The following is an 18,707-nucleotide window of genomic DNA, read 5'->3' as shown; positions in this document are numbered from 1 at the left end:
AGAGAATCACGAAAAAGTAAGTGACTCTAGCGAACTCTTTGTTCCGAACGCGTTCTCCGCTGTCTTTGCTGCCGCTGTTCCGGGACATCCTCGAATCTCGGTCTGCTTTTTGTTGTTTTCTTACCGGTCGTTCTTCCCGATTCATTTCTTAAATCCCTTTCTCTTTGTCTTGCTCTGTCTCTGTTATCTCCATCATATTCTCTTCGTCTGTCACGTCCATCCTGACGGGATCTTCCTGATTTTGCATTCGAACTGCTCTGGCGGCGTCTTTCATTCTGCCTGCTGCGGTTTCTCTGTCTTGCGCGCTGCATCTCAATCTGATGCTCTTCTTCTGCTTCTTCATCTTCTCTGACAATGTAGAGTCCCTGAATAATCCCAAACATGATCATCGTACTTAACAGAGAACTTCCACCATAACTGACGAATGGAAGTGTTACTCCGGTTAACGGAATGAACTTTGTCACTCCTCCGATCTGCAGAAATACCTGAAAAATATAGCAGGTTCCCAGACCAAGTGCTACTAATTTATAGAAGAAATTACGCAATTCCATCGCAATATTCAAAAACATCACATAACAGCTGACGCATACAAGGATCAGACACAGTGTAAAAATCAGTCCCATTTCTTCTGTCATTGCAGAGAAGATCAGATCCGTCTCTGCCACTGGAATCGTATCCGGCTGACCACGGAATAACCCTGTTCCAAACCAGCCGCCACTTCCAATCGCAAACAACGACTGGGCGATCTGATATCCCCCTTCGCTATAAGCTGCAAACGGATCCTGCCATGCCGCAACTCTGACCTTAATGTGGGAAAACAGATGATATCCAATCACTGCAGCTCCACACCCCGCTGCCACACCTGCAATTGCATATAACGGCTGCCTTGTCGCAACATATAGCATAATCAGATACACAATAAAGAAGATTAATGCAGCTCCCAGATCCGTTGACAATACAAGGATCAGAACATGTGCTGCCGCTATCGCAGTCGTAACAACAACATTCTTAAATTCTGTCGATTTATTCAGGCTTGCTGCTACAAAAAATACAAACAGAATCTTAACAAACTCAGAAGGCTGCAGACTCACAGGTCCAATATTGAAACTCAGCTTTGCTCCTCCAAGTGTTGCTGCAAACAATGCAACGATAAGAAGTGCTGCTCCTCCAACTGCTGCATAGACATAAGTCCAGTTCTCCAGGAAAGTCATCTTCCGGATCAGAACCGGAACAATAAGACCAAAAACAATACCAACAACAACAAATGCCAGCTGACGGATTGCAATTCCATAAGGAGACTTACTCTGTGCGGAAAGCCTTGTGATCATGATCATTCCCGCTGTGATCAACATACACATATTATTGACAACCAGTCTCGAAACATTCGGGTAGATCAGATTGTATAATAAGATGACTGCCATCACAATCACTGCCAGTGCACCATATATGAACATCATCCTCAGATCCTGCGTTGCAAAATACATTGCAATAAATGCAGTGATCTGTATCATAAATAGAAGTACATCCTGACGGATCAATACTTTGTTTTCCTCATCTTCATAACTTCTCGTAAAGATTGAAAAACAGGAAAAAGTATATGCCGCCATCAAGATGATGATAAGGTATTTGGATACCTGAATAATAATATTAGCCATATTTCACCTGCTTCAAATAATTCCTCTGTTGAAATGTCCTGTTGTAAAATCTGTATCTTCTTTTCCTCTGGCAACAGTTTTTTCATCTGTTAAGAAAAATGTATTCAGAACTGTTTCTGTCTGTTCTTTATCCTCCAGAGTAAACTGGATACGACGCATCTTTGGATACAATTCATTCACTCTGTCCCATTCCTGTCTTAGATTGATCGGATTTTCCGTATAAATCACATTATAACAGAGATCACAATAGTTACGCGCAAAGAATTTTTCGTCTCTTCTGTCTTGAAGCACTCGTACTCCCGGTTTCTTAGAACAGCCTGAAGTTGTTCTCTCAATACACTGTGCAGATACCATAACCGGAATTCTTCCGTAAACAAGAAGTTCACCGTTTCTGATATCAAGTTCTCTTAGTTCTCTGCTGTTAAGCTCCAACGGAGCTGTAAAATCCTCAACTTTTTGCTGGTTCCAAAATTCTTTGCCATACTGATTAAAGATATATAGATTATGGTCTAATATAATCTTTTTGTCAAATCCTCTTTCTTTTAAGAAAAAGAAAGCTTCAAAATTTCGAATAACAACGCCGTCAATTGGCAATTGATTAAAGTTTTCAAATTGTCTTCCAAACCATTCCTGCGCATTCTCTCTGAAAATATGTGGAAATACCAGATACAATTCAACTCCGCTTTTTCTCCAAAAATCAATCCTGTCTCTGACATGTGTGTCTGAAAAACCTGTGCCAAACAACCGGAAATCTAATGCAATCCGGCCAATCCTTTGAGTTCCCTGTCCATAAAGTTCCTCTTTCTGATTCAAAAAGCTGAACACGGTCTCTAACTGTTCCTCTGTTTCAATAAACACAGAATATCTGTTCAGATTTCCATTTCCTGTCTCTTCTTTAAATGTTTCTACCTGTGTCGTTGAAGGATTACATTCCCTGTAAAAAGCAGTTGCGATCTCTCTTCTCAATCCATCCAGTGCTGCTCTTCTTAAACTATTCAGCTGCTGCATCGGAAGAAATGCATCCTGATCCATAGATATTTCCAGATCTTTCAGGAAAAATAGCGTACCGCCTGTCTTCGCAAGCTGTGTGCGAATTCTCTCTTCCTCCAATGGGCGCTTCTGTGCACGTTCAACTGCATGTTCTGTATATGCTGTATAAGAAAATTCCCTGCAGCAGACCGTAAAAGATGCCGGATATCCAACCTGAAGGCTCAAAAATCCGTAAATCTCCTCCTGCCGGTCTTCTTTCCTGTATTTCTGATCCAAACTCTCAATCAGTTCTTCATTTCGGATTCTTCTAAAAACAAAGCCTTCTTTGAAACGCATCCCCTTCGGCACAAGAAAACGTAACTTTTCTCCCTTTATGATCTTCTTGCCAAGTGTATAATTATCTTTCCCGCTACCGATTTCAAGAACATCATGTGCATGCAGATCTGTCAAAGCCTGAGCTGTGACCTCACGTCCATTTTGCGACAGACATCTGGCTGCTGCTACTCCGGCATGATTCGGACGATCCAGTGCCAGCATTTCTCTTCCATTATGCTGCTTATAATATCCGGTATCTGAATCACCGCGATTATAAAGATCCATCAGGTTTTCGCGGTCTTCCGGTTTCACCGCATAACCACTTTTCCCTTTTTTCAAATATAAATCCACATATTTCCGATACATAGCTGTTACTGCTGCCACATATTCCGGTTTCTTCATGCGTCCTTCTATCTTAAATGAGTCAATCCCGGCTTCAACCAGTTCCGGAATTAATTCCAACGTACAGATATCCTTCAGGCTAAGAAAATATTTCTTCTGACCATCTACTGTATAAGGAAGTCTGCATGGCTGTGCACATTGACCACGATTTCCACTTCGGCCGCCGATCACACTACTCATCAGACACTGTCCGGAGTAACAATAGCAAAGTGCTCCATGAACAAAACACTCTACTTCAAGGTCCGTTGTTTCATGAATCTGTCGAACTTCTTCCAACGAAAGCTCTCTTGCCGGGACAACTCTTGCCGCCCCCTGACTCTCTAAAAACTTCGCTCCTGCCGCACCAGTGATTGTCATCTGTGTACTCGCATGGATATCAAGATCCGGAAAATTGCTTCTGATAAATTGGAATACACCCGTATCCTGAACGATCACCGCATCCAAACCTTTCTCATATAATGGTGCCAGATAATCATACAGCTCTGCAATCTCATGATCTTTTAATAATGTATTTACTGTAAGATAAAACTTCTTCCCATAAATATGAGCACGCTCAATTGCTTCGATCAGTTCATCCTGTGTAAAATTGTTTGCATATGCTCTTGCTCCAAAACGTGCTCCTGCCGCATAAACGGCATCTGCACCTGCATTCATTGCTGCCTGAAAACATGCAAAGGATCCCGCCGGAGCCAGAATCTCCACCTGTCGGTCTTTTCTCATTCTTCTGTCATTATCCTTCTCTTTATTATTATGTTCACATAATCTATGAGAAACACGCTCCGCGAGTTTCTCAAGTTATCGCGACAGTCGCCAAGGTCTCGTGCAAGCACGGACTTTGGCTCGTTGTTCGCGTAAATGAAAAAGGCTGCCAAAGTGACAGCTTTTCTCATTTACCTTCTTCGGTTTTTCATCTCTGTCTCGAGCTTAACAATCTGCATCTGAAGGTCATTATTCTCTTCTTTCATCTTTGCAAGCTCTTTCTCAGCATTCTCAAGTTTGATCTGGGCTGAAATCAATTCATGCTTCAGATCATACATCTCTTTATCTTTGAGCTCGATATCGCTTTCCAGGGAATCTCCCTGTTTCTTTGCTTTAAAATAATCATCTGCAATATTAAGTGCAAGAAGGACATTCCTTGTGTCTGCACTCTGTTTTCTGTATCCTTCACTGTTCGTACATTCTGTGATTTTATGATTAAGATAGGAAGATACTTTCTGCAGATACTCTTCTCCTTCAAAGCCACTGAGAGTATAGACTTTTCCTCCGATTAATACTTCTGTAAAATGTTTTGCTGAACTCATAGCTTCCTCCTCGAGTTTCTATTCTTCTATTATAGACTATTTATCCTCAAAAACCAACTATTTTTTCAGAATTTCTATACTTCTCTCGGAATTCCAAGATGTTGGTAAGCTAATTCTGTTACAACACGACCTCTTGGAGTCCTCTGAATGAATCCATTTTTCAACAAATACGGTTCGTAAACATCTTCTAATGTGCCTGCATCTTCTGAAATCGATGCGGCAAGTGTCTCAAGTCCTACCGGTCCTCCCTGGAACTTCTCAATCATTGTGATCAGAATGTTACGATCAATATGATCTAATCCGAATTTATCCACGTCAAGAAGATCCAATGCATAATTTGCTACTTCTTTTGTGATTACACCATCATATTTAACCTGTGCAAAGTCACGCACTCTTTTCAGCAGACGGTTCGCAAGTCGCGGTGTTCCCCTTGATCTTCTGGCAAGTTCCATAGCACCTTCTTCTTCAATCTCTACACCTAGAACATGTGCAGAACGCAGAATGATCGTCTTCAACTCTTCTTCATTATATAACTCCAAATGATGCACTACACCAAAACGGTCTCTGAGCGGTGCTGTAAGCATTCCTGCTCTTGTTGTTGCCCCAACCAGCGTAAATTTGGGAAGATTCAGACGAACAGACCTTGCTCCCGGTCCCTTTCCGATCATAATGTCGATCGCATAATCTTCCATTGCCGGGTAAAGCACTTCTTCCACCTGACGGTTAAGTCTGTGAATCTCATCCACGAATAATACGTCATGTTCCTGCAGACCATTCAGAATTGCAGCCATCTCGCCTGGTTTCTCTATTGCCGGTCCGGAAGTAATCTTCATATTTACACCCATCTCATTCGCTATGATTCCTGCCAGTGTTGTCTTACCAAGCCCCGGCGGTCCGTAAAACAGCACATGATCCAGTGCTTCGCCCCTTGCTTTCGCTGCTTCTATATAAATACTAAGCGTCTTCTTTGCTTTCTCCTGTCCAATATATTCTGATAAAAGCTGCGGCCTTAACTGTCCCTCTATCTTACTGTCTTCTTCCAGATTCTCTGTCGTTATAATTCTCTTCGCCATAACCGACCTCTCATTTCATAACTCTTTACTTCAAATTTTGTAACTGTTCAGAGCAGATTCTTTAACGCTTCTCTCAAAAGATCTTCTACACTCGCACAATCAACAGATACCTTCTTCACTGCACGTAAACTCTCTGCACTTCCATAACCAAGTGCTGTCAGTGCCTGTACCGCTTCCGCCTGCATTCCGGTATCTGTCGCCTCAATTTCTTTTGACTGTTCACTGCCATGTGCTGCCTGTTCCAGAACATCCTCAATGCTCATCTTATCTTTCAACTCCAGAATCAGCTTTTCCGCGGTCTTCTTCCCAATTCCAGGAGCTGATGAAATTGTTTTTACATCTCCGGCCAGCACGGCAAAACGAAGTTCATCCGGAGAAAGGCAGGAAAGAATATTCAACCCGGCTTTCGGTCCGATCCCGCTGACACCGATCAACAGTCTGAAAACCTGAAGATCTTCGCCTGTTAGAAATCCATATAATTGCATTGCATCCTCACGCACGTTGAGATATGTATGAATTTTCACTTCTTCCCCAACTGCCGGAAGCATGGATAATGTCTGCTGCGACATATAAATTCCGTATCCGATTCCACCCGCTTCCACAATCGCTTTCTGCTCCTGGACTGCTGCCAGTTCACCTCTAATATATGATATCATCTTCCTCTATCCTTTTCCCGCTGCACCAAAACCGCAACGCTTCCATAATAATTATACCAGAGAAATTCCCTGGATCCTTTTTAAAACTTCTTTTGCCACAAGTCCGATCAGCAGCCCGGTCACTTCTCCTGCCACTAACAAAACCGGCAGATAATACCCCACCTGATATGTCTGTACAACAACCATTGCAACAAGAAGCTGCCCGATATTATGTGCTGTACCTCCACCAATACTGACTCCGGCAACACTGAACCTGTCTGATTTCTTAAGGAGAACCATAACAAGGAAACTCAAAAGTCCTCCTGATAAACTATATAGAATACCAAACAGATTTCCGAACATGAAGCCCGATAAAATAATCCTTGTCACGGAAAGTGCCAGTGCCTCTTTTATCCCCATCTTGTACAGAACAAGAACTGTCATAAGATTCGCCAGACCAAGTTTTGCTCCCGGTATTCCGAAATTAATCGGAATCAAAAGTTCCACATAGCTAAAAATCAATGCCAATGCTGTAAATACGCCAAATATCGCTACTTTTCTACCGTGCAATCTCATCCACCTCCGGTTCCTCTCCGCCACGGATCGTTACTATAGTCTGATTCGGCAGGCAGATTATACTTTCCCCATCTCTTGAAATTGCTCTGTGGTTTACACAAATCTGATCCGGACAGTCAGCATCTTCCATACGAACCTTTCTGTCCTTTATGAGTACTTTATTCTTATCATTTACATCAATTTCCTGATCCTGTTCCAAGCGGTATCTTCCATACAACTCGCCATTTACCTGAATCTCTACTTCACTGTATTCATCTGTAGTTTTTAAAAGCTGTAAACCAATCGTTAAAACAGCTACAAAAAAAATAGCTGCTGCAAGTATCCAGTCATTCTTCTTCATTCCGCACCATCTTTCTTCCATAATGGTTTTGCTAATTCATCATAGCACAACCATATTTTGAATGCAACCACATGTTCGATTGTATTTTTATTCAAACCTCGTTATAATAAACACATCATTCATTTATATTAAGAACGGAGATTTTATGAAACACAAAAAAATACTGGCTTGTTTCCTTACATTTTCTTTTCTGCTGACCGGATGTTCCACAAAAGATCAGTCACAGTCGCTTTCTATGACAGGAACCTATTTCGACACCGTTGTTAAGATTGAAGTCTGGGGAGCAGATTCTAAGATCATGGATGGCTGCAAAGATATCTGTGAGAAATATGAACAACTCTTAAGTCCTACGATCGATTCCAGTGAAATCAGTCAGATCAATCAGGCACAAGGTGCCTCCGTTTCTGTATCGAAAGAAACTGCTGATTTAATTAAACTTGGAAAATATTATGGGGATCTTTCCGGAGGAAAATTTGATATCACAATCGCTTCTGCCAGTGATCTTTGGAATTTTCACGATAATGCGGATCATAGCATCCCTGACGCAGAGCAGCTGTCCGAAGCAGTTACTCATATCAATTATAAAACTATAGAGGTCAACGGAACAACGGTAACCATGTCAGATCCTTATGCAAAGATTGATCTGGGTGGTATCGCCAAAGGCTATATTGCAGATCAGGTAAAGAATTATCTTGTAGAAGAAGGAATAGAACATGCCTATATCAATCTCGGTGGTAACATACTGACACTCGGTGGAAAAACGGATGGTTCCAACTTCCGGATCGGTATCCAGAAACCATTTGCAGAAGACGGGACAGTTATGGCGGTTCTTCCGGTATCTGATAAGTCCATCGTATCTTCCGGAAATTACGAACGGTACTTTAAGAAAGACGGAAAGATTTACCATCATATCCTTGACCCTTCTACAGGATATCCAATAGAAAATAACTTAAACCAGGTCACAATCATCTCTGACAAATCGGTTGACGGGGATGCCTTAAGCACAACCTGTTATGCGCTTGGACTGGATGAAGGATTAAAACTTATCCGAAGTATGGATAATATAGAGGCTGTATTTATTACCGATGACAATACGATTTATAAAAGCAGTGACTCTGTCGATTTAATCACTGATATTGATAACTAAAGAAAAGGAAGCTGATCATTTTAAATCTTCAGCTTCCTTTTCTGATCTCTTTTTTCAATAAAATCCTGTCGTATTATTAACGTAACGTAATAATCTTTCTCGGGCATTTTTCTACACAAACACCACACTCTGTACATTTATCTGCATCGATATGTGCAAGGAAATTCGTTACAGTGATTGCTCCTGCTTCACAGTTCTTCTCACAGAGACGACATCCGATACATCCGGCCTGACAGATTGTCAGCTGTACTTTTCCTTTTGCATTGGAATTACAGCGTACAAATGTCTTCTGCTCATATGGAATCAGCTCGATCAGGTGTTTTGGACATGCTGCAATACATTTTCCACATGCTTTACATGCTTCTTTGTCAACAACAGCAATTCCATCTACTACATGAATTGCATCAAATGGACAGGCAGCAACACAAGAACCGAATCCAAGACATCCTGAATTACATCCCTTTGCTCCTCCATTCTGCATCATGCTTGCCATCGTACAATCCTGAATACCTGTGTAGTCATAATCCAAGCTTGCTTTTTCACAGGTTCCGGCACATTTTACAAAAGCGGTCTGTCTCTCCTGTGTGCCTGCTGCAACACCCATGATATCACCGATCTTTGCAGCAACAGGTGCCCCACCAACCGGACATCCACTGACTTCTGCTTCACCTTTTACGATTGCAGCTGCAAGTCCTGAACAGCCTGCATAACCGCATCCACCACAGTTATTTCCCGGGAGAACGCCTAAAATCGCTTCTTCACGTTCATCTACTTTTACAGCAAACTTCTTACCTGCGATTCCGAGGAAAACACCGATGAATAAACCGGTTCCACCGACGACTACTGCCGCCAAAATAATTCCTGTCATACTCATTTGCTCTTCCTCCTAAATTAATCCCGAGAATCCGAAAAATGCAATTGCCATCAGTCCTGCTGTAACAAGCACGATCGGAGTCCCCTGAAATGACTCACTGATATCATTGTATTCAATCTTCTCGCGAATTCCGGCCATCAGCACAATTGATACAAGGAATCCGACAGCTGTAGCAAATCCATTTACGACACCTGTGAGAAGTCCAATACCTGCACTCATGTCATCATAGTAGCCATTCTGTACGTTTGTCAGTGCTACTCCGAGAACTGCACAGTTCGTTGTGATCAGCGGAAGATATACACCGAGCGCATTGTATAATGATGGCATCGCTTTCTTTAAGAACATCTCTACAAACTGTACAAGTGCTGCGATAACAAGAATAAATACAATCGTATTCAGGTAAGATAATTCTCCTCCCATGATATTTGGATTTCCGAGAATAAACTTATAGATCAATCCAGTTACAAAAGATGCGATCGTAATAACGAATACAACCGCTCCACCCATTCCGGCAGCAGTCTTCACATTCTTGGATACACCGAGGAACGGACATATACCAAGAAACTGGCTCAGGACAACATTATTTACAAATGCTGAACCAACTGCAATTAATAATAATTCTTTCACTTTCTGTCCCCTCCTTTATTCGTTCTTTGCGTCTTCTTCGCCTGTCGGGAAGATCTTTCCACTGCAGGATGAAGCATTCCCGCAGCTTGCACAGCCTTCTCCGCATCCGACTGTCTCCGGAACCTTCTTTCCTTTCTTTGCCATATTGTTCTTTACTTTATTCTGTAAAGCAACAAGACCTGCAAGGACAAAGAATGCTCCCGGTGCAAGGATGAAGATTGTCAGTGGCTCGTAAGATTCCGGCATAACACGGATATCAAAGATTTTACCTGCACCGATCAGTTCTCTGACAATACCGATTGCTGTAAGACCCACAGTAAATCCAAGTCCCATACCGATTCCATCAAAGATAGAAGGAAGAACCGGATTCTTTGAAGCATAACTTTCTGCTCTTCCGAGGATGATACAGTTTACAACGATCAGAGGAATATAAAGTCCAAGTGAATCATAAAGGCTTGGAACGAATCCTTCCATCAGGAACTGTACAATTGTTACGAAAGAAGCAACAATAACGATAAATGCCGGCATTCTGACAGAATCCGGAATAATCTTTCTCAACATAGAAATCAACATGTTAGACATGATCAATACAACTGTTGTAGAAAGTCCCATACCAACACCGTTGATCGCAGATGTTGTAACCGCAAGTGTAGGACACATACCAAGCATAAGAACGAAGGTCGGATTTTCTTTTACAAGGCCATTATACAGCCGTTCTGTACATTTATTCATTACTTCCGCCTCCTAACTCATTTTGAAAATATACAAGTGCAGAGTCTACTGCATTTGTCACAGCATTGGTTGTGATCGTAGCACCACTGATGGCGTCGATCATGTCATCTCCTGACTCTCCTGTCTTTGTATATGTAAACTTTTCTACATTCTTATCTTTAAACTGATCTTTGAAATCTGCTTCCTTAGCTTTCATTCCAAGACCTGCTGTCTCACTGATACTGAGCATCTCAATACCTGTTACTGTTCCATCTTCCCTGATACCTACAGAAATATCAATGTCTCCGCCGTATCCTTCATGTGATGTAACATTTACGACATAACCAACCGTCTCACCGGAAGCGTCTTTTCCCTCAGCCACCTCAGAAATATCATCTGAAGTGTATCCATTTTCTTTCAGAAGAGCAGAAGCTGCATCAGCATCAAATTCTGTATCCGATTCAAATGTCTCTGCATCTGAAAGAACAGAACGAAATGCTTCCTGTTTTGCCTCCTCCTGTGCTTTAGCGATCGGATCTTTTGTCACACCATATACAACTCCGAGAAGAAGACCTGCAACAACAGTGATTACTGTCAGAATCAACGTGTTTTTAACAATTTTATTCATTACTTCTCTCCTCCTTTACCAAATGGTTTTGGAAGAGTAACCTTCTCGATCAATGGAACTAAAAGGTTACTGATGATGATCGCATAGGAAACTCCTTCTGCTGATCCACCAAAAAGACGGAACAGACCCGTCAGACATCCAAGACAGATTCCAAAAAGGATCTTTCCTTTGCTCGTGATCGGAGATGTTACATAATCTGTTGCCATAAACCATGCTCCAAGCATCAGACCACCACCACAAAGATGCGCTGTGATGTACTGAGGATCGAATCCATGTCCTCCAAACAATGTGATAAAAATCACAAATGTCACAATGTAAGTTCCAGGAATTCTAAGATCAATTACACCCATAAGAATCAGGAACATTGCACCGATCATAATTGCAACTACAGAAGTCTCTCCGATTGTTCCTCTGATATTTCCGAGAAGCATAGACAATGTATTCACTGTTTCTCCTGCTTTCAGTTCTGCTAGAGGAGTCGGTCCTGTCACTCCGTCGTAAACAAAATAAGTCATCTTTCCTGCAAAACAGATCAGCAGAAAACAACGTGCTCCCAATGCAGGGTTCATGAAGTTCTGTCCAAGTCCTCCAAACAACTGTTTCACAACAATGATAGCAAATACTGCACCAAGCACACCCATCCACCACGGGAGTGTCGGAGGAAGATTCAATGCGAGCAGAAGTCCTGTTACAACCGCACTGAAATCATTGATCGTAATTGGCTTATGCATTAATTTTTCATAAAGATACTCAGATAAAACAGCCGCTGCCGTTGTAACAACTACAAGAATCCAGGCATTCTCATGACGGAAATTCCAGATTCCGAAAAATGTAGCCGGAAGAAGTGCGATCACAACATAAAGCATAATGTTGCTGCTTGTCACTTTATCACGGATATGCGGCGAAGAAGATACGTTATATTTCTCGTTCACTTTACTTCAACCTCTCTTATTTCTTCTTTCTATTCGCCAATGCTGTCTTACGCATTGAACCAATTGCCTGTTTCAGCTGACGTTTCGCCGGACAGACATAACTGCAGGAACCACATTCCACACATTCCAATCCATTCCATGCAACAAAAGATGCCTCATCTTTTCTCTTTGAAAAGTCTGCAAGTCTGGATGGAATAATTCTGCTTGGACAGATCTCCACACATCTTCCACAGTTAATACATGCAGTCTCAAGACTCTTTGCCACAACGTCTTCTTTAAAAAGCAGAATAGAGGAAGAAGTCTTTGTAACCGGTGCATCCATTGTCACCATGGCAAATCCCATCATCGGTCCTCCGGAGATCAGTTTCTGCGGTTCCGCTTTCAAACCTCCTGCTGCCTCAACCAGCTCTCTGTGGTTTATTCCAAAAGGAGCCATAAAGTTTCCTGGTTTTTCAACTGCATCGCCGCTCACTGTAACAACACGTTCCATCAACGGTTTTCCTTTGATTACCGCATTGTGGATTCCAATCAAAGTCTCCACGTTATCAACAATACATCCTGCATCTGCCGGAAGCATGGTAGAATTGATTGCTCGTTTTGTCACTGCATAGATCAACTGACGTTCTGCCCCCTGTGGATATTTTGTCATCAATGCTTTCACATCAATTCTTGGATCGCCGGAAACTGCTTTCTGTAACTTTTCAATACAATCTTTCTTGTTATCCTCTACAGCAAAAACACCTCTTGCATTTGGGAATAAAGAAAGGATGACCTTCATTCCGCTGACAAGATCTTCTGTATACTCGAGCATTCTTCTGTAATCTGCAGTGATATAAGGTTCACACTCAGCACAGTTTGCAATAATATATTCTATCTTATCCGGTTCCTTCGGAGAAAGCTTTACCTTTGTAGGGAATCCTGCACCACCCATTCCTACGATTCCGGCATCTCCAATCTTATTAATGATTTCTTCCCTTGTCATCTCTTCCAAAGGCTTTACCGGTTCATATTCAACTTCCTTATACTCTCCATCGTTTTCTACAACAATGCACTCCACCTGGGATCCAGTTGGATTAAAACGTTGTTCCAATCCTTTCACTTTACCGGAGACAGATGAATAGATCGGAGAAGATACAAATCCTCCCGCTTCAGCAATCAACTGTCCTTTCAGCACACAATCGCCTTTCTTAACTACCGGTTTAGCCGGTGCTCCTATATGCTGTGAAAGTGGATAGACCAGTTCACCCTGAGGTACTACAGGTCTGATCGGCTGATCCTTTGAAAAACGTTTTCCATCATCTGGATGGATTCCGCCTTTAAATGTCAAAAGCCCCATCTCATTTCCTTCCTTTCTTTTATCATTGTCATTACAACAATAATATTTTAATTTTGTAATACTTATTTTACTAGAATGCGCTCTGAAAATCTAGCAAATATGTAATAATTCTTGTATCTTTCGCTATACATCTTGTCGAATTTTTAACAGAAAAAGAACCTGCCAATGGCAGGTTCTTCTAAAAAATAATTTATATCTTATTCCTCTGTCTCTCCAGCGTTGTCAGCCTCAAGAGCTTTCATGCTCAGGCTGATCTTCTTCTCTGCTTCGTTAAGATCAACGATCTTAGCTGTGATTTCCTGTCCGATTGCAAGAACATCAGATGGTTTCTCAACATGAGCTCTTGAAATCTGGGATACATGAAGAAGTGCGTCAACTCCCGGTGCAAGTTCTACGAATGCACCAAAGTCTGTCATACGTGCAACTTTTCCTGTAACTACTGTACCTACAGCGAAATCTTCTGCTGCATTTACCCATGGATTTGTCTCTGGGAATTTCAGGCTGAGCGCAATCTTTGTATCATGAATGTCTTTTACAAGAACTTTCAGTGTATCTCCTACATGGAATACTTTCTTCGGATTGTCAACTCTTCCCCATGACATCTCTGAGATGTGAAGAAGTCCGTCAACACCACCAAGGTCAACGAATGCTCCGAAATCTGTTACATTCTTAACAGTTCCTTCTACTGTATCACCAACATTGAGTTTCGCGAACAGCTCTTTCTGCTTCTCAGCACGCTCTGCTACAAGAAGCTGTCTTCTATCACCGATCACACGGTTTCTTCTCGGGTTGAACTCGCTGATTACGAATTCGATTTCCTGTCCTTCATACTTGCTGAGATCTTTCTCATAAGAATCGGAAACAAGGCTTGCCGGGATAAATACTCTTACTTCATCAACTGTTGTACAAATACCGCCGCCAAGAATCTGTGTAACTGTAGCTTTCAGCACTTCGTGGTTTTCATATGCTTCGCGCAGTCTCTCATTTCCTTTTTCTGCAGCCAGTCTCTTATATGTAAGAAGAACCTGACCCTCTCCGTCATTTACTTTCAGTACCTTAACTGTCATTGTATCACCTACGGATACAACTGTTGTAAGGTCAAGAGACTGATCGTTGGAATATTCGCTCTTTGTAATGATACCGTCTGCTTTATATCCAATGTTCAGGATAATCTCATCCGGTTTCACGTCGATTACTGTACCTTCGACAACCTCTCCATTGTGAATTGTTTTAAATGACTCTTCTAACATCTGTTCAAAAGATAATTCTGACATTATTTTGAACCTCCTCAATTATATTGTTGGGCGTGGATGCCCCTGCTGTAATACCTACCGTTTCCACTGACCCTAATTGATTCAAATCCAAATCGCCAAGTGTCTGTATATAGTACGTATTGTTACATGCTTTGCGGCATATTTCAAATAACTTCTGGGTATTGGAACTATGTTTGTCACCAATAACGATCATAGCATCCACCGTCTCTGCTATGCTCTGCGCTTCTGTCTGGCGCTCCTTCGTAGCATTACAGATTGTATTTAAAACACTTACATCATAACTCTTTTTTTCAAGAATTTCAACTAATTCTTTAAATTTATTGTAATTAAATGTCGTCTGGGCAACGATACAAATCTTTTTCCCCTGCTCACAAGAATAATTTTCTGCTTCTTCCTTTGTCTGAAAGACCTCTACATGGTCTCCTGCCCAGCCCTTAATTCCCTGAACCTCCGGATGTTCCGGATTTCCAATGATAATAATATTCTCGCCCATCTCACTGTGTTTCTGCACGATATTATGGATTTTCTTAACAAATGGACACGTAGCATCTACAATCTGGATTTTCTTACTTTCCAATCTGTCATACACATCTTTTGCCACCCCATGAGAGCGGATAATAACAGTTCCCCTTTCCAGTGTATCCAGCTCTTCTTCGCTGCGAAGGACGATCACACCTTTCTGCTCCAGATCTTTCACCACTTCTTCATTATGGATAATCGGACCATACGTATAGATCGGAAGATTCTGATTCTCTTTCACCTGTTCGTAAACTGTATCCACTGCACGCTTAACGCCGAAACAAAATCCAGCTGATTTCGCCTTTATTACTTTCATTCTATCCAACTCCTGCAAATTTATCTATGACAATATCTGGAAATCGTGTTTACAACTTCTTTCAGTGTCATATCCGAACTGTCAACAAGTATCGCATCCTCTGCTTTTTTCAGTGGCGCGATCTTTCTTGTCATATCACGGTAGTCTCTTTCTTCAATATCTTTCTCTATCTCTTTCAGATCGCACTGTACTCCCTTTTCAACAAGCTCTTTATATCTTCTCTTTGCTCTGATTTCTACGCTTGCTGTAAGATAGATTTTTACATCTGCATCTGGAAGCACATGGGTACCAATGTCTCTTCCATCCATGATCACATCCTTCTCTCTTGCAAGCGTTCTCTGAAGTTCCAGGAGTTTTCCTCTGACTTCCGGAATCGCAGATGTCATAGAAGCCATATTTCCAACTTCTTCTGTACGAAGCTTTGCTGTAACATTCTCTCCGTTTACATAAATCTGCTGGATTCCGCTTTCATAACCAATCGTTACTTCCACATCTTTGCAGGCCTCTATAATCTTTTCTGTATCTTTTGGATCAATTCCAAGATTCAGAAAGTGAATGGCCAATCCACGGTACATTGCGCCGGTATCTACATAAATATATCCGTTTTCTTTTGCAACCTGCTTTGCAATTGTACTTTTCCCTGCCCCTGCCGGTCCATCGATTGCTACATTATATCCCATTTTTATTTCTCCATCTTTTCTTTCTACATTCCATTTTCAAATCTAACAGTAATATCTATTCTTCCTGTCACAGGATTCAGACATTCCCCAGTAAAATTTTCAATCACATCCTGCGTTAATTCCGGCAAGATACCCTGTTGACCACGCAATCTGAAGATTATATCCTCCGGTCATTGCATCAAGATCAAGCACCTCTCCGGCGAAATATAATCCTTTCATTTTTTTTGATTCCATTGTTCCTGGATCAACCTCTTTTACAGATACTCCGCCTTTTGTAATGATTGCTTCATTATAACCGCGAAGCCCTGTCAATGTCATTGTAAAATCCTTGATCAGATGAACCAGTCTCTGTCGTTCTTCTTTTGTAATCTCATTCACTTTTTTCTCAGGTTCAATCTCCGAGAGTTCTATCATAACGGGCTTTAATTTTGCCGGAAAGAGTGAATCGATTGAATTTTTATACTGTTTATTATGGTTTGCATCAAACTCTCTGAGGATTCTTTTATCAAGTTGTTCCTCACTCAATGCCGGTTTTAAGTCTATATGAAGTGTAAGTTCTTTTTTTCTTAAAGTTTTTCCCACCACACTGCTCGCGCTCAGAATAACCGGTCCTGTTACACCATAATGTGTAAAAAGCATTTCTCCGAATTCTTCGTAGAGTTTTTTCTTCCCATCTGTGATACAAATTTCTATATTTCGAAGAGATAATCCCTGCAATTCTTTCGCATACCATTGTCTGACTTCCATCGGTACAAGTGATGGAAGGAGTTCTGTCACTCTATGCCCTGTTTCTTTCGCAAAACGATATCCATCGCCTGTAGAACCCGTAGAAGGATAGGAAATACCACCTGTCGCAACAATCACAGCATCTGCCTTCATTTTCTTTCCATTAGTTAATAAAACCCCGCACACTTTATCCTGTTCACAAAGTAGTTCTCTCACCTCTGTGTGAAGAGAAACAGCTACTCCTAATGATTTTAACTCTCTTGAAAATGCTGCGATCACATCAGAAGAATGATCTGAAACAGGGAAAACTCGTTCTCCACGTTCAATTTTCGTCTTCACACCAAGTTTTTCAAAGAAATCGATCACCTGCTGATTTGTAAAACTGTAAAATCCACTGTATAAAAATTTCGGATTACTTGTCACCGCCGTAAATAAATCTTCTATATCAGCGGCATTCGTTATATTGCAGCGTCCTTTTCCTGTAATGAACAGCTTTTTCCCAAGCTTTTCATTCTTCTCAAGCAACTGAACATTCTGACCATTTCTTGCAGCGAAAACTGCCGCCATCATCCCGGCAGCCCCGCCGCCCACTACGATCACATTACTCATGCTCTATTCTTCTCCTTTATTCTGTCTGTAAGACTCGTTCGTTCCTGCGCTGCCACCTTCCTGGCTGCTTTCTTCTCCGCTGTAAACCTGATATTCACCCCAGATTTTCTCCAGAGTCTCTAATGTCGAGACAACTTCTTTCTGTTTTTTCATACAGATTGCAACAATCAGAGCATTGATCACACTCAATGGTGCAACAAGTGAATCGACAATAGATGCCATATCACTTCTTGCGATCAGATTGCAGGAAGAATACTGATTCATAGGTGAATGGATACTGTCAGTAAGTGTGATTACTTTTGCCTTTCTATTGCTCGCAAATTCCAATGCTTTCAATGTTCTCATCGAATATCTTGGGAAACTGATTCCTATAATCACATCTCCTTCCCCGATTCGAATGATCTGTTCAAAAATCTCACTGGAACTGTTTGTATTTACTGTAATTACATTGTCGCATACAAGATTTAGATAAAATCCCATAAAAGAAGCAAGTGGTGCACAGCTTCTGATTCCCACAACATAGATTCTCTTTGCTTCTAAAAGGGTATCAATCGCCCAGTTAAATGCCTTATGATCGATTGCAGACAAGGTCATCTTGATTTTCTCAATGTCTGACTGAAGAACTGTTTCAAGGATCTCACTCTGTGTAATTCGTCCATAGGTCACTTCCATACGCTGGATTGAATTCAACTTATTACGGACAAGTTCTTCCAATGCTTTCTGAAATTCCGGATATCCCCTATATCCAAGCTGAGTTGCAAATCGTACAACCGTAGATTCACTGACACCCACAATCTCTCCAAGACGCGCCGCTGTCAGAAATACAGCCTTATCATAATTTTCTTTCACATATTCTGCAAGGCGCTTCTGCCCCTTGCTCATCTTCTCATATTTTGCTTCGATCCTTCCGATCAGCTCATTCATATTCGCTTCAATATTGCGTTCTGATGTTTCCATTCTTTTACACTTTTCCTAATCCCTAAATATTTCATTGTCCGTCCAGCAGCTTCAACAGATAGATAAGAGTTCTGTCATACCTCT

19 protein-coding genes are annotated in these 18,707 nt (G+C 41.4%); 1 reads left to right on the top strand and 18 read right to left on the bottom strand.

The window, feature by feature from the left end; genetic code table 11:
- Positions 1–26: 26 nt before the first annotated feature.
- The 7 genes from ACZ47Z_RS07645 to ACZ47Z_RS07615 form a co-directional block, all read right to left on the bottom strand.
- Entirely contained in the window at positions 27–1,655 is a 1,629-nt protein-coding gene (locus tag ACZ47Z_RS07645) for an FtsW/RodA/SpoVE family cell cycle protein (protein ID WP_464526029.1), read from the bottom strand.
- Between the two features lie 12 nt (positions 1,656–1,667).
- Positions 1,668–4,082 (bottom strand): U32 family peptidase, encoded by a 2,415-nt coding sequence (locus ACZ47Z_RS07640; protein WP_464526028.1) that lies wholly within the window; start codon positions 4,080–4,082, stop codon positions 1,668–1,670.
- Positions 4,083–4,252: 170 nt separating this feature from the next.
- Positions 4,253–4,663, bottom strand: coding sequence for a cell division protein ZapA (locus ACZ47Z_RS07635; RefSeq protein ID WP_005609966.1), 411 nt, complete (start codon positions 4,661–4,663; stop codon positions 4,253–4,255).
- Positions 4,664–4,737: 74 nt separating this feature from the next.
- Positions 4,738–5,736, bottom strand: a complete 999-nt coding sequence (gene ruvB, locus ACZ47Z_RS07630; RefSeq protein ID WP_015529153.1) for a Holliday junction branch migration DNA helicase RuvB — start codon at positions 5,734–5,736, stop codon at positions 4,738–4,740.
- Positions 5,737–5,783: 47 nt separating this feature from the next.
- Positions 5,784–6,392 carry a Holliday junction branch migration protein RuvA gene (gene ruvA / locus ACZ47Z_RS07625; RefSeq protein WP_020436612.1) on the bottom strand — a complete coding sequence of 203 codons (609 nt, stop codon included), beginning with the start codon at positions 6,390–6,392 and terminating at the stop codon, positions 5,784–5,786.
- Between the two features lie 51 nt (positions 6,393–6,443).
- Positions 6,444–6,941 (bottom strand): Gx transporter family protein, encoded by a 498-nt coding sequence (locus ACZ47Z_RS07620; protein ID WP_020436611.1) that lies wholly within the window; start codon positions 6,939–6,941, stop codon positions 6,444–6,446.
- Positions 6,931–7,308, bottom strand: a complete 378-nt coding sequence (locus ACZ47Z_RS07615; protein WP_081016832.1) for a NusG domain II-containing protein — start codon at positions 7,306–7,308, stop codon at positions 6,931–6,933. Before ACZ47Z_RS07615 ends, ACZ47Z_RS07620 begins: the two co-directional genes overlap by 11 nt.
- A gap of 124 nt (positions 7,309–7,432) precedes the next feature.
- On the opposite strand from ACZ47Z_RS07615, the gene ACZ47Z_RS07610 reads away from it, so the two are divergent.
- A complete protein-coding gene (locus ACZ47Z_RS07610; RefSeq protein ID WP_226865919.1) occupies positions 7,433–8,434 on the top strand; it encodes an FAD:protein FMN transferase in 1,002 nt (333 codons plus the stop codon).
- Positions 8,435–8,510: 76 nt separating this feature from the next.
- On the opposite strand, the gene ACZ47Z_RS07605 is transcribed toward ACZ47Z_RS07610, so the two are convergent.
- From ACZ47Z_RS07605 to ACZ47Z_RS07555, 11 genes are all read right to left on the bottom strand, one after another.
- Complete coding sequence (locus tag ACZ47Z_RS07605) at positions 8,511–9,308, bottom strand: RnfABCDGE type electron transport complex subunit B (RefSeq protein WP_055145570.1); 798 nt, start codon at positions 9,306–9,308, stop codon at positions 8,511–8,513.
- Positions 9,309–9,320: 12 nt separating this feature from the next.
- On the bottom strand, positions 9,321–9,935 hold the full coding sequence (locus tag ACZ47Z_RS07600) for an electron transport complex protein RnfA (RefSeq protein WP_020436608.1): 615 nt from the start codon (positions 9,933–9,935) through the stop codon (positions 9,321–9,323).
- Between the two features lie 15 nt (positions 9,936–9,950).
- On the bottom strand, positions 9,951–10,667 hold the full coding sequence (rsxE, locus tag ACZ47Z_RS07595; protein ID WP_015529148.1) for an electron transport complex subunit RsxE: 717 nt from the start codon (positions 10,665–10,667) through the stop codon (positions 9,951–9,953).
- Complete coding sequence (locus ACZ47Z_RS07590; protein WP_054751181.1) at positions 10,660–11,274, bottom strand: RnfABCDGE type electron transport complex subunit G; 615 nt, start codon at positions 11,272–11,274, stop codon at positions 10,660–10,662. The genes rsxE and ACZ47Z_RS07590 overlap by 8 nt, the downstream gene beginning before the upstream one ends.
- Positions 11,274–12,206 (bottom strand): RnfABCDGE type electron transport complex subunit D, encoded by a 933-nt coding sequence (locus tag ACZ47Z_RS07585; protein ID WP_020436606.1) that lies wholly within the window; start codon positions 12,204–12,206, stop codon positions 11,274–11,276. The genes ACZ47Z_RS07590 and ACZ47Z_RS07585 overlap by 1 nt, the downstream gene beginning before the upstream one ends.
- A 16-nt stretch (positions 12,207–12,222) precedes the next feature.
- Positions 12,223–13,542 (bottom strand): electron transport complex subunit RsxC, encoded by a 1,320-nt coding sequence (rsxC, locus tag ACZ47Z_RS07580; protein ID WP_054751180.1) that lies wholly within the window; start codon positions 13,540–13,542, stop codon positions 12,223–12,225.
- Positions 13,543–13,739: 197 nt separating this feature from the next.
- On the bottom strand, positions 13,740–14,816 hold the full coding sequence (gene rpsA / locus ACZ47Z_RS07575; RefSeq protein ID WP_020436604.1) for a 30S ribosomal protein S1: 1,077 nt from the start codon (positions 14,814–14,816) through the stop codon (positions 13,740–13,742).
- A complete protein-coding gene (gene ispH, locus ACZ47Z_RS07570) occupies positions 14,797–15,651 on the bottom strand; it encodes a 4-hydroxy-3-methylbut-2-enyl diphosphate reductase (protein ID WP_055145579.1) in 855 nt (284 codons plus the stop codon). The genes rpsA and ispH overlap by 20 nt, the downstream gene beginning before the upstream one ends.
- Positions 15,652–15,671: 20 nt before the next feature.
- Positions 15,672–16,331 carry a (d)CMP kinase gene (gene cmk, locus ACZ47Z_RS07565; protein ID WP_015529143.1) on the bottom strand — a complete coding sequence of 220 codons (660 nt, stop codon included), beginning with the start codon at positions 16,329–16,331 and terminating at the stop codon, positions 15,672–15,674.
- Between the two features lie 99 nt (positions 16,332–16,430).
- Positions 16,431–17,666 (bottom strand): BaiN/RdsA family NAD(P)/FAD-dependent oxidoreductase, encoded by a 1,236-nt coding sequence (locus ACZ47Z_RS07560; protein WP_196021616.1) that lies wholly within the window; start codon positions 17,664–17,666, stop codon positions 16,431–16,433.
- A gap of 3 nt (positions 17,667–17,669) precedes the next feature.
- Positions 17,670–18,623 carry a MurR/RpiR family transcriptional regulator gene (locus ACZ47Z_RS07555; RefSeq protein WP_015529141.1) on the bottom strand — a complete coding sequence of 318 codons (954 nt, stop codon included), beginning with the start codon at positions 18,621–18,623 and terminating at the stop codon, positions 17,670–17,672.
- Between the last annotated feature and the right edge of the window lie 84 nt (positions 18,624–18,707).

It is taken from the genome of Mediterraneibacter faecis (assembly GCF_055383675.1).
This window is presented reverse-complemented; position numbering and strand designations above follow the sequence as displayed.